Origin of the sequence: Metabacillus mesotrionivorans (assembly GCF_052171315.1) — a bacterium.
Lineage (GTDB): Bacteria > Bacillota > Bacilli > Bacillales > Bacillaceae > Bacillus_P.
This window is the reverse complement of sequence record NZ_JBQMFF010000010.1, coordinates 1-12,197: the sequence shown is the minus strand read 5'-3', so window position 1 is coordinate 12,197 and position 12,197 is coordinate 1. Positions and strand designations below refer to the sequence as shown.

The window sequence follows — 12,197 nt, the reverse complement described above, 5'->3', positions numbered from 1 at the left end:
TTTTATTCTTCAATTTATGGGCGCCGGAAAGGTTCTGCAGGTAAGTACGTCTGTAGTATATCCTAATACTTGCCAGTTAGACATTTTCTGCATCGATTTTCGGATTGGATGTACATACTAGAAGTAGGAGGTGTACATATGACAGATGATTATCAGTCTAATTCTGCAGGAATAGAAGATGGACAGGATGATAAGCAGGGCGAGGGTCTCCCGTTTATCGCAAGAGCTATGATTACCGGATTTGCAGGAGGTATTTTCTGGGGTTTAATCGGCTATTTGGCTTATGTGCTGAACATGACAGAAATCAGTCCGAACATGCTGCTGCAGCCGTTTCTGCTTGGTGACTGGAAAAACGGCACGATCGGAAATTTTGCGGGAGTACTGGTCATCGGATTCCTTTCTGTAGGAACGGCACTCGTCTATTACTTAGTTTTAAAAAGGTTTTCGTCTATTTTCGTCGGCATGATTTATGGAGCGGCTTTATGGGCGCTTGTCTTTTTCCTCTTGAATCCGATTTTTCCAAACGTCAAAACAGTCTTTGAACTCGAGCGACTGACAACGGTTACGATGATATGTTTATACATTTTATATGGGGTCTTTATCGGGTATTCCATTTCCTTTGAACAAAATGAGCTTCAATCGAAAAAAAAGGGCAGCGCTTCCACGTAACAATGGAGGTAACGCACAATGAAGTATGGTAGAATGTTCTAAAATGAACATTCTATTTTTTGTCGGCTTTTAATTCATGCGGCTTGAGTGTTTTTGACGAAAACATCTGTCACATGAAGAAGAGTCCTCATAGTGCTTGGAGGTTGAAAGATGAGACACTATATGGTAATTAACGGCCCAAACCTGAATCGCCTTGGGCTGCGTGAACCTGATATTTATGGAAGCAAAACGCTGACAGATCTTGAGCGTGAGCTGATGGTTTTTGCTGAAAAGCAGGGGTTTCAGGTCACTTGCTTTCAGTCCAATCATGAAGGAGACCTGATTGATGCCATTCATGGATCAGATGGCCACTACGATGGCATTGTGCTGAATCCGGGGGCGTTTACCCACTACAGCTATGCCTTGAGAGATGCCATTGCAAGCGTTCCTCTTCCTGTGATTGAAGTGCATATCTCCAATGTTCACAGCCGGGAGCCGTTCAGGCATCAGTCTGTCACTGCGCCGGTCACTGCCGGACAGGTGGTCGGACTCGGATTTCAGGGGTACCAGTTTGCCCTGCAGGCAATACATACAAAGATAGGGGAGAAACAGCATGCTGAAGATTGAGAAATTAAGAAACAGGCTTAAGGAGCTTGATGTTGACGGACTTCTTATTGCAAGCGACTATAACAGACGGTACATGACCGGTTTTACAGGCTCATCGGGTGTCGCGCTCATTTCTCTGTCAGGAGCCGTATTTATCACGGACTTCAGGTATACAGAGCAGGCAGCCAAGCAGGTTGAAGGCTATGAAATTGTTCAGCACAAGGGGCCGATTCTGGACGAAGTGGCTGCACAGGCAGAAAAGCTTTCAATCAAGCGTCTTGGCTTTGAACAGGATCATTTATCCTTTGCAGCGTATTCCGCTTATGCTTCCAAACTGAAGGGAATTGAGTTTGTTCCGGTGTCTGAGGCGGTGGAAAAGTTACGCTTGATTAAGTCTGCAGCAGAGATTAAGATATTAAAGGAAGCTGCGGAGATCGCCGATGCTGCATTTAAGCATATTCTTACAGTCATACAGCCGGGCATGAAGGAAATTGAGGTTTCAAACGAACTTGAATTCTTTATGAGAAAGCAGGGCGCTGTTTCTTCATCATTTGATATCATAGTCGCATCCGGCCACAGGTCAGCTCTTCCGCACGGTGTGGCAAGTGAAAAAGAAATTGAAAAGGGCGATTTTGTAACCTTTGACTTTGGAGCATACTACAAAGGATATTGTTCAGATATTACACGCACGATTGCAGTCGGCAATCCAGGTGATGAACTGAAGAAGATTTATTCCATAGTTCTTGAAGCCCAGCTCCGCGGCATGAATGGTATTAAAGCAGGTATGACCGGAAAAGAAGCTGATGCTTTGACAAGGGATTATATTTCAGAGAACGGCTATGGCGAGTATTTTGGCCATTCAACCGGACACGGCCTTGGAATGGAAGTTCACGAAAGTCCGTCATTATCCGCAAAATCAGAAACGGTTCTTGAGCCGGGCATGATTGTCACAGTAGAGCCGGGAATTTATGTTCCTAAGCTTGGCGGAGTCCGGATCGAGGACGATACAGTGGTTAAGGAAGATGGCAATGAATCTCTGACACACTCCCCTAAAGAGCTTATTATCTTATAAAAAGCTTCCGGAAGGTTAAAAAGTGTTATTTACATAGGAGGAACAAATATGATTTCAGTTAATGATTTTCGTACGGGCTTAACAATCGAGGTAGATAACGGCATTTGGCGCGTTATGGATTTCCAGCATGTAAAACCGGGAAAGGGCGCTGCTTTCGTTCGCTCTAAACTGCGCAACCTTCGTACTGGAGCTGTTCAGGAAAAAACGTTCCGTGCTGGTGAAAAAGTAGCGAAAGCTCAAATTGAAAACCGCAAAATGCAGTATCTTTATGCAAATGGCGACCAGCATGTGTTCATGGACAATGAGTCTTATGATCAAGTGGAACTGCCTGAAGCTTCAATCGAGTATGAACTTAAATTCCTTAAGGAAAACATGGAAGTATCCATCATGATGTTCGGCAGCGAAACGCTTGGTGTTGAGCTTCCTAATACAGTTGAACTTGAAGTTATTGAAACAGAGCCTGGCATTAAAGGTGATACAGCTTCCGGCGGAACAAAGCCTGCTAAAGTGCAGACTGGACTGATCGTCAACGTCCCGTTCTTCGTAAACGAAGGAGACGTTCTGATCATCAACACAACAGACAGCTCATACGTGTCACGCGCGTAACCAGCTTAAAAAACTCCATCTCATCAGATGGAGTTTTTTTCGTTTATTCAATCATCATAAATTCTTGGGTGTGTATATTTTTATAAAATTTTCTTCGTCCAGCTCCAGCGCCTAGATCCTCTTCTGTCAGAACCAATCTCCTATCGGATCTGTTCAAGGCGCCTGCGCTTTTGTTCCTTCCTCAATCATTGTCTGCGCCTGGAAAGTGCGCGGCTCCTGCTCTCTTTTTTTCCCCGCTTTGAAAAGAAGTGCGGCCGGCAATAGTATGTATACGGCAATCCCGATGGCCCACTGCAAATAGTGATAGACCTCATAAGCTTCTATTCCAAATCCCATGACACATCCCCCTTTGTACCTATTATTATAAAATCTGAAAATTCTGTCAAGAATTCTTTTTGTCTAAACGGCCTTTTTCTCTCATAGACTGGACTATAACTCCGTTTGCGGGAGCCGGTTTCGTTCTTTTGGGAATGGACAAGCGAAAATCCGCAGCTTTGTGATTAGAAGAGTAGGGGAGGAAGAAGATGAAGCATTTTCTTGCCGGTCTGGATCCTGCTGTCAGATCCATGGCCCTTTTGAGGCTGCTGTCTGCAAGCATTGAAATGACGGCTGCTGTTTTGATGCTTGTCTTTAATGATGTGCGGAAGGCTGTACTGATCAACTCCATGCTGGCTATTGTCGGGCCGGTCATTTTTATTTTGACAATGACGATCGGCATTTTCCAAATTGCAGAACAGCTGTCTTATGCAAAACTGATTTTTATCTCAATCGGCGTAGCCTTTATCTTAATTGGCGTTTATAAATGAGGTCATAATGTGTCCAAGCCTGCATAAACATAGGAGTATTAAGAGACTATGCAAGGAGGAAGCCATGTGAATGAGATTACAGCTATGCTTCCTGAGCCGATCAGACAGCATATACTGGACCTTCCGCCGCATGTGCTGCAGCAAATGGAAGAGATTCGCATCAGAATTTCAAAGCGGGTTGAAGTGACAGCGGCGGGAAAACCTGTTTTCCTGTCATACATCGCTACACATCAGGACGGAATTTCTCTTCTGAGCGAACTGAGCCAGTACAGCATCTACGCACTTGAAGAAGAGCTTAAACGCGGCTTTATCACCATTCAGGGCGGCCATCGTGTAGGGCTTTCGGGGCGGGTCATTACAGAGAATGGACGTGTTAAAGCCATCCGGAATGTCACGTCTTTCAACATTCGTGTGGCACGTCAAAAACGCGGGATTGCTGACCGGTTCATCCCTTGCTGCTACAGCGGAGAGTGGCTGAATACCATGATTATCGGCCCGCCTCAGACTGGTAAAACGACGATGCTCCGCGATTTTGCACGAATCATGAGTACAGGCCATGGACAGATTCCATCAAGAAAAGTAGGGATTGTAGATGAGCGCTCAGAGATTGCAGGATGCATAAACGGCATCCCCCAGCACGAGTTTGGCGAAAGAGTGGACGTGCTTGATGCATGCCCGAAAGCAGAAGGCATGATGATGATGATCCGCTCCATGAGTCCCGATGTTCTCGTCGTGGATGAGGCGGGGAGAATGGAAGATACAGAAGCGATTCTTGAGGCTGTTCATGCGGGTGTCGGACTGTTTATATCCGTTCACGGATGCTCTCTTGAGGATATTAAAGTGCGGCCGACTATTGCTCCTCTATTAAACCATCATGTTTTTAAGAGATTCATAGAGCTGTCAAGAGTGAGCGGCCCAGGAACGGTTCAGAGAGTGATTGATGCACAAGGGCGGATTGTCAGAACGGAAGAAGGTGTCCCGCTATGCTGAAGCTGCTTGGAGCTGTATTTATCCTGCTTGCTACAACATGGGCCGGTTTTGAAACGGCAAAACACATCAGTGAACGCCCTCGCCAGCTGAGACAGCTGAAGGTTGCTCTGCAGGCGCTCGAAGCGGAAATTATGTATGCACATACCCCATTAAAAGAAGCAGCCGCCACCCTTTCAAAGCAAATGCCAAAGCCGCTTTCCTGGTTTTTTGAGGTATTTTCAAAGCGTCTGTCTGCAGGGCATACAAGCGTCAGGGCAGCCTGGGAAAACAGCATGCAGGAAGTGTGGAGGATGACTGCCTTTAAACAGGGAGAGTACGAGATTATGAAGCAGTTTGGCGAAACACTCGGCCAGCATGATCTGATCTCGCAGCAGAAACATATCCGCCTCGCACTTGCTCATCTTGAAAGAGAGGAAGCAGATGCACTGGACAGACAGAGCCGCTATGAAAAGATGCTGAAAAGCCTCGGATTCTTATCTGGTTTATTGCTGGTTATTTTATTGATGTAGCAGTCAGGAGGATTACATGCAATGGGAGTAGATGTAAATATCATTTTTCAAATAGCGGGCATCGGAATTGTCGTCGCTTTTCTTCACACAATCCTTGATCAGATGGGAAAAAAAGAGTATGCGCAATGGGTCACGCTCCTTGGCTTTATTTATATTCTGTTTATGGTGGCTTCCATTGTGGAAGATTTGTTTCAGAAAATTAAATCAGTCTTCCTTTTTCAGGGATAGGGGGGCTCAGCCATTGAAATTATCCAGATTGTCGGACTTGGTTTAGTTGCTACCTTTCTCGCGCTGATTGTAAAAGAACAAAAGCCGACATATGCATTCATGCTCGTGGTTTTTGTCGGCTGCGTCATATTTCTGTTTTTAGTTGACGGCGTTTCTCAGATTATCACCATGATTGAAAAAATTGCGCTGAATGCAAACATCAACATGATGTATGTGGAGACGATCCTGAAAATTATCGGAATTGCCTATATTGCCGAATTCGGTGCACAGATTACAAAGGATGCAGGTCAGGGAGCCATTGCTTCGAAAATTGAGCTTGGCGGAAAAATCATTATTCTTGCGATGGCCGTTCCGATCCTGACTGTCATAATTGAAACCATCATCGGCCTGATACCGGCGTGATGGATAAGGGGTGAGAGTTATTAAAAAGGGAATCGCAGCTGTCTTTTTTCTTTTCTTTTTTTCATTTCCGGCACTTGTACAAGCTTCTCCCCCTCCGCCGCAGCAGGAATTGGTTGATCAGCAGATAGACAAGCTTGGAATCCAGGAAATTAAAACGTTCTGGGACGACATAATGACAGAATACGGAGGGTATCTTCCTGAAAGCCAAAAAGGAAGTCTGCTTCAATTTTTAAACGGCGAGAAAGAATTATCCTTTAAAGAATGGTCAAAAGCTTTCCTGAGCTATATTTTCCATGAAATCATCGCAAACGGAAAACTGCTGGGGACATTGATTATGCTGACAATCTTCAGCATGCTGCTGCAGCTCCTTCAGGACGCGTTCAGCCAGAGCACAGTCAGCAAAGTCGCTTATGCTCTCGTTTACATGGTTCTAATGATCATTGCTCTGAACAGCTTTCATATTGCAATTGAATATACAGTTGAAGCGATCCGGACGATGTCAAGCTTCATACTCGCACTCATTCCGCTTCTTCTCGCTCTGATGGCGGCTTCCGGAGGGCTGATATCAGCCGCCTTTTTTCACCCGGTCATCCTTTTCCTCATGAATACAAGCGGAGTGCTGATTGAAAAAATTGTTCTGCCGCTGTTGTTTCTCTCCGCCTTGCTGAGCATTGTCAGCACGCTCACAGATCAGTATAAAGTCACGCAGCTAGCCCAGCTTCTAAGAAACATAGGGATCGGGCTGCTTGGTACGTTCTTGACGGTATTTCTCGGAGTGATTTCCGTTCAGGGGGCATCAGCTGCCGTTTCTGACGGGATGGCCATCCGCACGGCCAAGTTTGTCACAGGAAACTTTATACCTGTCCTCGGGCGGATGTTTACCGATGCAACCGATACGGTCATCAGCGCTTCTGTTCTTCTGAAGAACACAGTGGGCATTCTCGGTGTGGCGATTCTGCTGTTTATCGCCGCTTTCCCGGCGATAAAAGTGCTGACTCTGGCCTTTATTTATAAATTTACAGCTGCACTGCTTCAGCCCCTTGGCGGCGGTCCAATCATCAAATGCCTGGATATCATCAGCAAAAGTGTCATCTATATTTTTGCGGCGCTTGCCATTGTATCACTGATGTTTTTCCTGAGTCTTACAGTCATTATTGCGGCTGGCAATATAACCATGATGGTTCGTTAGGAGGGAGTCGGCATGTCATTTCTGACAGAGTGGATTGCAAACATTATTCTTTTCATCATGCTGGCTGTCATACTGGACCTGCTTTTGCCGAACTCGGCCATGCAAAAGTACGCCAAAATGGTGATCAGCCTTCTGCTAATCGTGATTATCCTGTCGCCGATCTTTAAGCTCTTGTCCGCCGATATCCCGGCAATGGTCCAGGAAGCAGGGATCGGCAGCTATTCATCTGCAAAAGAAGCAGAAATAAAAAAATCCATAGATTCACAAAAAAAAGAAATACAAGCCTCAAATGATGCATATATTTTAGAAAACATGGCTGTCCAACTAAAAACGCAGGCAAAAGAGGAGCTGGTGAAAAGCTATGATTTAGCGATAAAAGACATCCGTCTATCTGCAGAAGCACCTTTTGAAAAAATAGAAACCAGTCTGCAGAGCATTGAAGTAACGCTTCAGCCAGGCACAAAAGAAACAGGAGCCGTTGAAGCTGTACAGCCGGTAGACATCAGCGGTACTAATAGGGGAGAGGAAGACTCCATTTCTTCTGAACCTGAAATTAAAGCCTATTTAGCAAGTATCTGGGGAGTCGACCCTGAGAAGATTTCCTTGAAAATGGAAGGAGGGGAGGGCAGCACAAATGAATAGTCCCAAACAAATGCTGGAAAAATTGAAAACACTGCTAAACTCTGAAAACGGCAAAAAACCGAACAAGTACCACTACCTCCTGATCGCGCTTGCGCTTGGCATCGGATTTATGCTCGTAAGCAATCTGTTGTCCGGTAAGACGGCCATGCCTGACGTATCTCAAGTATCCGGGATGTCTTCTTCGTCTCTAAAAGACGAAGAAGTGTTTAAGCCGGCTGATGAAGGCGGGGGCTCAGGTTCGATCGAGAAATATGAGCAGGAATACGAGAATCAATTAAAAGAAGCACTTGATTCCATGTCCGGAATAAACAATGCCATGGTCGTTGTCAACGTAGAAGCGACTTCCGAGCAAATTCTTGAGAGAAACAGCGTGAGCCAGAATCAGACAACAGAAGAAACGGATCCTCAGGGCGGCAAGCGGACAGTAGAAGATGGTTCAACAGAAGAATCCGTTGTTATTATCCGAAAGGGAGATCAGGAGACACCCATTATCCTGCAGACGAAAAAACCGGAAATCAGGGGTGTGCTTGTGGTAGCTGAGGGTGCTGACAACATTCAAATAAAAAAATCTATCGTTGAGGCTGTAACGAGAGTGCTTGGAGTTCCAAGCCACCGCGTAGCAGTTGCAGCGAAAAAAGGGAAATAGAGGAGGATTCTTGAATGATGCTGAAAAAACAAACGGTTTGGTTATTAACAATGTTAAGCTTGGTGGTTGTGCTTTCAGTGTACTACATCACGACACCTGAAGAAATCAAAAATGATGTGGCTATGACAGGTGCTGAAAAAGCAGAAAAAGCGGAAGCTGCGAAAGAAGCCAAGAAAGATGGAGAAGCAGAAGTGACGGTTGAAGAAGCAGAAGAAGGAACAGTTGTTTCTGTTTCAAATGATGAACTTTTTGCAACAATCCGCATGCAGCTTGAAGATTCCCGAAACGCCAAGAAAGAAAGCCTTGAAGACATTGTAGCAAGCAAAGAGGCGAGTGCTGCAGAAAAAAGCGCTGCCCGTGATGAAATGAATGCCATTGACGAAGCAGTTGCCAATGAGGAAATCCTTGAGACGTTCATCAAATCAAACGGCTACGATGATGCCCTTGTTAGAATTGAAGGCGAAAAAGTCAAAGTAACAGTAAAAGCGAAAGAAAGCTCAGCTTCAGAAGCCAACAAAATCATCCAGCTAGTCAGCGGCGAGATGAAAGGCATGGAAGATGTAGCTGTCACGCTTGAACCTTCAAATCAATAATCGTAAAACCCCGCGTCCATGGCGCGGGGTTTTGTCTTTTACCTGCCTGTCATTTCAAAATTTTCAATTATCCCTTATAATTGAAAAGAACAGATTATTTTAAGATCACCGGGGGCGGGCAAGAATACATATTGAATTTAAGGACTCAAATGTCGTAAGATAGACATAGGACTTCGTTTTAGTACTAGGCTATAAGAAAAGCGGAAGCACCCGTTCAGCTCCGACAGGCAGAAAAGAAATCACCCGAAAAGTCCGGTTTTGACTTTTTGGGGGATTTTGTTCTGACGGAGGAGCTGGGTGCTGGAGCTGGACAATGCGAAAAGCGGAAGCACCCGTTCAGCTCCGACAGGCAGAAAAGAAATCACCGGAAAAGTCCGGTTTTGCTTTTTCGACGATTCTGTTCTGGCAGAGGAGCTGGCTGTTGAAGCTGGACAATGCGAAAAGCGTAAACACCCGTTCAGCTCCGACAGGCAGAAAAGAAATCACCCGAAGAGTACGGGTAATGCTTTTTTTGCGTTTTTCTGTCATAGTCCATTATCCTTAAATGAAGCTTTGCCTTGCTTAAAACAAGGAAACACAATCATCAAGAATTTGAATAGGGGTGCCAGCAGATGTTGAAAATACAAGAAATCAGAGAACTGATCAAGCTTGTTGACCAGTCTTCAATCGACGAATTTACGTATGAACATGAAGGTTCAAAAATTAAATTAAAGAAACGCATGGAAGAGCTTGAGAAAGCAGCTGTGCAGACAGCTCCTGTACAAGCAGCTCCTCAAATGCCAGCAGCACAGCCGGCTGCGGCTCCTGCAGCCCTTCAGGAAGTAAAAGAAGTGCCAAAGGAAGAAGCGAAGGCTCCTGCACACGAAGAAAATCTACATAAAATCACTTCACCGATGGTCGGCACATTCTATGCAGCCTCATCTCCTGAAACAGACAACTACGTGAGCGTTGGCTCAAAGGTAACAAATGATTCGGTTGTCTGCATCGTGGAAGCGATGAAGCTGTTTAACGAAATTGAAGCAGAAGTAAAAGGCGAGATCGTGGAAATCCTGGCTGAAAATGGACAGCTGGTAGAATACGGACAGCCTTTATTCCTTGTCAGACCAGAGTAAGGAGAGAAACTATGATTAAGAAATTGCTTATAGCAAACAGAGGAGAAATTGCGGTACGGATTATTCGGGCCTGCAAAGAACTTGGGATCGAAACAGTCGCCGTCTTTTCAGAAGCAGACAGAGAATCTTTGCACGTCCAGCTCGCTGATGAAGCGTATTGTGTCGGACCGACAGCTTCAAAAGACAGCTATCTGAATTTCACAAATATCATCAGCGTGGCAAAACTTACAGGCAGTGAAGCCATTCATCCGGGATACGGATTCCTGGCGGAAAATGCTGATTTTGCAGAGCTGTGCGAAGAGTGCAACATTATCTTCGTCGGACCAAGCGCAGATGCGATCTCTAAAATGGGAACAAAGGACGTTGCCAGGGAAACGATGAGAAAAGCCGGTGTTCCGATTGTTCCGGGATCTCAAGGCATCATCAAGGATACGGGTGACGCTGTTTCACTTGCAAATGACATCGGATACCCTGTCATTATTAAAGCAACTGCAGGCGGAGGCGGAAAAGGAATCCGTGTTGCAAAAACAGAACAGGATCTGATCAAAGGCATCCAAATCACCCAGCAGGAAGCTGCCACTGCATTCGGAAATCCTGGTGTCTATATTGAAAAGTATATTGAGGATTTCAGACACGTGGAGATTCAGGTCATGGCCGACTCTCTCGGCAATGTGATCCATTTAGGAGAAAGAGACTGCTCCATTCAGCGCAGACTTCAAAAACTGGTTGAAGAAACTCCGTCTCCTGCACTTTCAGCTGAAATGCGCGAGACGATGGGAAGAGCTGCTGTTAAAGCTGCTGAAGCCGTCAATTATACTGGAGCAGGCACAGTCGAATTTATTTTCGATCACATCGAAGATAAGTTTTACTTCATGGAGATGAACACGCGGATTCAGGTTGAGCATCCTGTCACGGAAATGGTTACAGGGATCGACCTGATCAAGGAGCAAATCATGGTTGCTTCAGGCAAAGAGCTTTCTGTGAGGCAGGAAGATGTTGTCTTTAACGGCTGGGCAATCGAATGCCGCATCAATGCAGAGAATCCGGAGAAGAATTTTATGCCCTCTCCTGGTAAAATAGAAATGTACTTGCCGCCCGGAGGCCTTGGTGTTAGAGTAGACTCAGCGGCATACCCTGGTTATTCCATTCCTCCATATTACGACTCCATGATCGCCAAGTTGATTACATATGGAGCAACCCGCGAGGAAGCGATTGCCAGAATGAAACGCGCGCTTAGTGAATTTGTTATAGAGGGGATCCACACAACGATTCCTTTCCATCAAAAACTGCTTGAACACGAAACGTTTGTTTCCGGAGACTTTAATACGAAGTTCTTAGAAATCCATAAGGTTATGGAATCTTAAAAATACACGGAGGTGCTGACTCTTGAAAGAGAACAGGCTGCTTGAAATGACTCATGAAGAAAATGGTCTCGGCAAAGTGGAAATTGCCCCGGAAGTCATTGAAGTGATTGCCGGAATCGCTGCTTCTGAAGTAGAAGGCGTTGCTCAAATGCGCGGAAACTTCGCTTCAGGCGTTGTAGAACGCCTCGGCAAGAAAAACCACGGCAAAGGCGTAAAGGTTGACCTTTCTGAAGACGGAATCACAATCGATGTCTACTGTGTCATGATGTTCGGCGTTTCCATCCCGACCGTCGCCCAGCGCATCCAGGACAACACGCGCCAGGCGCTGTACAACATGACAGCCCTTGAAATCAACGAGATTAATATCCATGTAGTCGGAATTCAGTTCGAAACAAAATCGCAGGAAATTGAAATCGACCAGGAAATGTAAAGCCAGAGGAGTTCTTCCTTTGGTTTTTTTTCTGAATTCAGTTCTTAAAGAAGTATGATAAGAAACAGATTATGTGAAAAATGTAAACATCAGTGGACTGCAGCGGAAGGCACTTGACTCCTTGTCTAGCTGCAGCGCCCAACTCCTCTGTCAGAACAAAATCCCCCAAAAAGTCAAACCCGGACTTTTCGGGTGATTTCTTATCTGACTGCCGGAGCAAAACGGGCGCTTCCGCTTTTCTTCGGGATGAAGAGGGCACTGGAGACCCCGCAAGCGAAGCGAGTTATCATGAACGAAACTAGCTCCTTACTCGTAACATCGTAGGTTAATTTGGTTAGAATGTTTACTGGAAAA

At 45.4% G+C, this 12,197-nt stretch carries 18 protein-coding genes; 16 read left to right on the top strand and 2 right to left on the bottom strand.

What is annotated here, in order from left to right:
- The first annotated feature begins 138 nt into the window (after nucleotides 1–138).
- The 4 genes from ACTSEZ_RS18595 (at nucleotide 139) to efp (ending at nucleotide 2,932) form a co-directional block, all read left to right on the top strand.
- Complete coding sequence (locus tag ACTSEZ_RS18595) at nucleotides 139–669, top strand: YqhR family membrane protein (RefSeq protein ID WP_369735834.1); 531 nt, start codon at nucleotides 139–141, stop codon at nucleotides 667–669.
- Nucleotides 670–819: 150 nt separating this feature from the next.
- Entirely contained in the window at nucleotides 820–1,275 is a 456-nt protein-coding gene (aroQ, locus tag ACTSEZ_RS18590; protein WP_369735833.1) for a type II 3-dehydroquinate dehydratase, read from the top strand.
- The gene (locus ACTSEZ_RS18585; protein ID WP_369735832.1) at nucleotides 1,262–2,326 is read left to right on the top strand and encodes a M24 family metallopeptidase; all 1,065 of its coding nucleotides are present in this window, start codon (nucleotides 1,262–1,264) and stop codon (nucleotides 2,324–2,326) included. Before aroQ ends, ACTSEZ_RS18585 begins: the two co-directional genes overlap by 14 nt.
- A 48-nt stretch (nucleotides 2,327–2,374) precedes the next feature.
- On the top strand, nucleotides 2,375–2,932 hold the full coding sequence (gene efp / locus ACTSEZ_RS18580; RefSeq protein ID WP_029279759.1) for an elongation factor P: 558 nt from the start codon (nucleotides 2,375–2,377) through the stop codon (nucleotides 2,930–2,932).
- A gap of 153 nt (nucleotides 2,933–3,085) precedes the next feature.
- On the opposite strand, the gene ACTSEZ_RS18575 is transcribed toward efp, so the two are convergent.
- Nucleotides 3,086–3,268: a hypothetical protein gene (locus ACTSEZ_RS18575; RefSeq protein WP_369735831.1), complete on the bottom strand. Its 183-nt coding sequence runs from the start codon at nucleotides 3,266–3,268 to the stop codon at nucleotides 3,086–3,088.
- Nucleotides 3,269–3,456: 188 nt separating this feature from the next.
- Here ACTSEZ_RS18575 and ACTSEZ_RS18570 point away from each other — a divergent pair, with 188 nt between their 5' ends.
- From ACTSEZ_RS18570 to ACTSEZ_RS18530, 9 genes are all read left to right on the top strand, one after another.
- Nucleotides 3,457–3,738: a YqhV family protein gene (locus ACTSEZ_RS18570; RefSeq protein WP_035207096.1), complete on the top strand. Its 282-nt coding sequence runs from the start codon at nucleotides 3,457–3,459 to the stop codon at nucleotides 3,736–3,738.
- Nucleotides 3,739–3,804: 66 nt separating this feature from the next.
- Nucleotides 3,805–4,728: a stage III sporulation protein AA gene (spoIIIAA, locus tag ACTSEZ_RS18565; protein WP_369735830.1), complete on the top strand. Its 924-nt coding sequence runs from the start codon at nucleotides 3,805–3,807 to the stop codon at nucleotides 4,726–4,728.
- Nucleotides 4,722–5,237: a stage III sporulation protein SpoIIIAB gene (spoIIIAB, locus tag ACTSEZ_RS18560; protein WP_369735829.1), complete on the top strand. Its 516-nt coding sequence runs from the start codon at nucleotides 4,722–4,724 to the stop codon at nucleotides 5,235–5,237. Before spoIIIAA ends, spoIIIAB begins: the two co-directional genes overlap by 7 nt.
- Before the next feature lie 21 nt (nucleotides 5,238–5,258).
- Complete coding sequence (gene spoIIIAC / locus ACTSEZ_RS18555; RefSeq protein ID WP_029279768.1) at nucleotides 5,259–5,465, top strand: stage III sporulation protein AC; 207 nt, start codon at nucleotides 5,259–5,261, stop codon at nucleotides 5,463–5,465.
- A 12-nt stretch (nucleotides 5,466–5,477) separates the two neighbouring features.
- Nucleotides 5,478–5,867, top strand: a complete 390-nt coding sequence (gene spoIIIAD / locus ACTSEZ_RS18550; protein WP_174434979.1) for a stage III sporulation protein AD — start codon at nucleotides 5,478–5,480, stop codon at nucleotides 5,865–5,867.
- 10 nt (nucleotides 5,868–5,877) lie between these two features.
- The gene (spoIIIAE, locus tag ACTSEZ_RS18545; protein ID WP_035207086.1) at nucleotides 5,878–7,056 is read left to right on the top strand and encodes a stage III sporulation protein AE; all 1,179 of its coding nucleotides are present in this window, start codon (nucleotides 5,878–5,880) and stop codon (nucleotides 7,054–7,056) included.
- A 12-nt stretch (nucleotides 7,057–7,068) separates the two neighbouring features.
- The gene (gene spoIIIAF / locus ACTSEZ_RS18540; RefSeq protein ID WP_369735828.1) at nucleotides 7,069–7,698 is read left to right on the top strand and encodes a stage III sporulation protein AF; all 630 of its coding nucleotides are present in this window, start codon (nucleotides 7,069–7,071) and stop codon (nucleotides 7,696–7,698) included.
- A complete protein-coding gene (spoIIIAG, locus tag ACTSEZ_RS18535) occupies nucleotides 7,691–8,344 on the top strand; it encodes a stage III sporulation protein AG (RefSeq protein WP_369735827.1) in 654 nt (217 codons plus the stop codon). The genes spoIIIAF and spoIIIAG overlap by 8 nt, the downstream gene beginning before the upstream one ends.
- 17 nt (nucleotides 8,345–8,361) lie before the next feature.
- On the top strand, nucleotides 8,362–8,937 hold the full coding sequence (locus ACTSEZ_RS18530; RefSeq protein ID WP_369735915.1) for a SpoIIIAH-like family protein: 576 nt from the start codon (nucleotides 8,362–8,364) through the stop codon (nucleotides 8,935–8,937).
- Nucleotides 8,938–9,273: 336 nt separating this feature from the next.
- On the opposite strand, the gene ACTSEZ_RS18525 is transcribed toward ACTSEZ_RS18530, so the two are convergent.
- Nucleotides 9,274–9,465 (bottom strand): hypothetical protein, encoded by a 192-nt coding sequence (locus ACTSEZ_RS18525; RefSeq protein ID WP_369735826.1) that lies wholly within the window; start codon nucleotides 9,463–9,465, stop codon nucleotides 9,274–9,276.
- A gap of 83 nt (nucleotides 9,466–9,548) precedes the next feature.
- Here ACTSEZ_RS18525 and accB point away from each other — a divergent pair, with 83 nt between their 5' ends.
- Genes accB through ACTSEZ_RS18510 form a run of 3 tightly spaced genes read left to right on the top strand, consistent with a single transcriptional unit; the run spans nucleotide 9,549 to nucleotide 11,843 of the window.
- Nucleotides 9,549–10,049, top strand: coding sequence for an acetyl-CoA carboxylase biotin carboxyl carrier protein (gene accB, locus ACTSEZ_RS18520; protein ID WP_369735825.1), 501 nt, complete (start codon nucleotides 9,549–9,551; stop codon nucleotides 10,047–10,049).
- Between the two features lie 11 nt (nucleotides 10,050–10,060).
- Nucleotides 10,061–11,413 (top strand): acetyl-CoA carboxylase biotin carboxylase subunit, encoded by a 1,353-nt coding sequence (gene accC / locus ACTSEZ_RS18515; RefSeq protein WP_369735824.1) that lies wholly within the window; start codon nucleotides 10,061–10,063, stop codon nucleotides 11,411–11,413.
- A gap of 22 nt (nucleotides 11,414–11,435) precedes the next feature.
- Nucleotides 11,436–11,843, top strand: coding sequence for an Asp23/Gls24 family envelope stress response protein (locus ACTSEZ_RS18510; RefSeq protein WP_029279783.1), 408 nt, complete (start codon nucleotides 11,436–11,438; stop codon nucleotides 11,841–11,843).
- Nucleotides 11,844–12,197 lie beyond the last annotated feature (354 nt).

Coding starts and splice junctions, on each gene's coding strand:
- ACTSEZ_RS18570 (WP_035207096.1), top strand. CDS start 3,457: ATGAAGCATTTTCTTGCCGGTCTGGATCCTGCTGTCAGATCCATGGCC.
- spoIIIAB (WP_369735829.1), top strand. CDS start 4,722: ATGCTGAAGCTGCTTGGAGCTGTATTTATCCTGCTTGCTACAACATGG.
- accB (WP_369735825.1), top strand. CDS start 9,549: ATGTTGAAAATACAAGAAATCAGAGAACTGATCAAGCTTGTTGACCAG.
- spoIIIAC (WP_029279768.1), top strand. CDS start 5,259: ATGGGAGTAGATGTAAATATCATTTTTCAAATAGCGGGCATCGGAATT.
- accC (WP_369735824.1), top strand. CDS start 10,061: ATGATTAAGAAATTGCTTATAGCAAACAGAGGAGAAATTGCGGTACGG.
- efp (WP_029279759.1), top strand. CDS start 2,375: ATGATTTCAGTTAATGATTTTCGTACGGGCTTAACAATCGAGGTAGAT.
- ACTSEZ_RS18525 (WP_369735826.1), bottom strand. CDS start 9,465: ATGACAGAAAAACGCAAAAAAAGCATTACCCGTACTCTTCGGGTGATT.
- aroQ (WP_369735833.1), top strand. CDS start 820: ATGAGACACTATATGGTAATTAACGGCCCAAACCTGAATCGCCTTGGG.
- spoIIIAF (WP_369735828.1), top strand. CDS start 7,069: ATGTCATTTCTGACAGAGTGGATTGCAAACATTATTCTTTTCATCATG.
- ACTSEZ_RS18595 (WP_369735834.1), top strand. CDS start 139: ATGACAGATGATTATCAGTCTAATTCTGCAGGAATAGAAGATGGACAG.
- spoIIIAG (WP_369735827.1), top strand. CDS start 7,691: ATGAATAGTCCCAAACAAATGCTGGAAAAATTGAAAACACTGCTAAAC.
- ACTSEZ_RS18575 (WP_369735831.1), bottom strand. CDS start 3,268: ATGGGATTTGGAATAGAAGCTTATGAGGTCTATCACTATTTGCAGTGG.
- ACTSEZ_RS18585 (WP_369735832.1), top strand. CDS start 1,262: ATGCTGAAGATTGAGAAATTAAGAAACAGGCTTAAGGAGCTTGATGTT.
- ACTSEZ_RS18530 (WP_369735915.1), top strand. CDS start 8,362: ATGCTGAAAAAACAAACGGTTTGGTTATTAACAATGTTAAGCTTGGTG.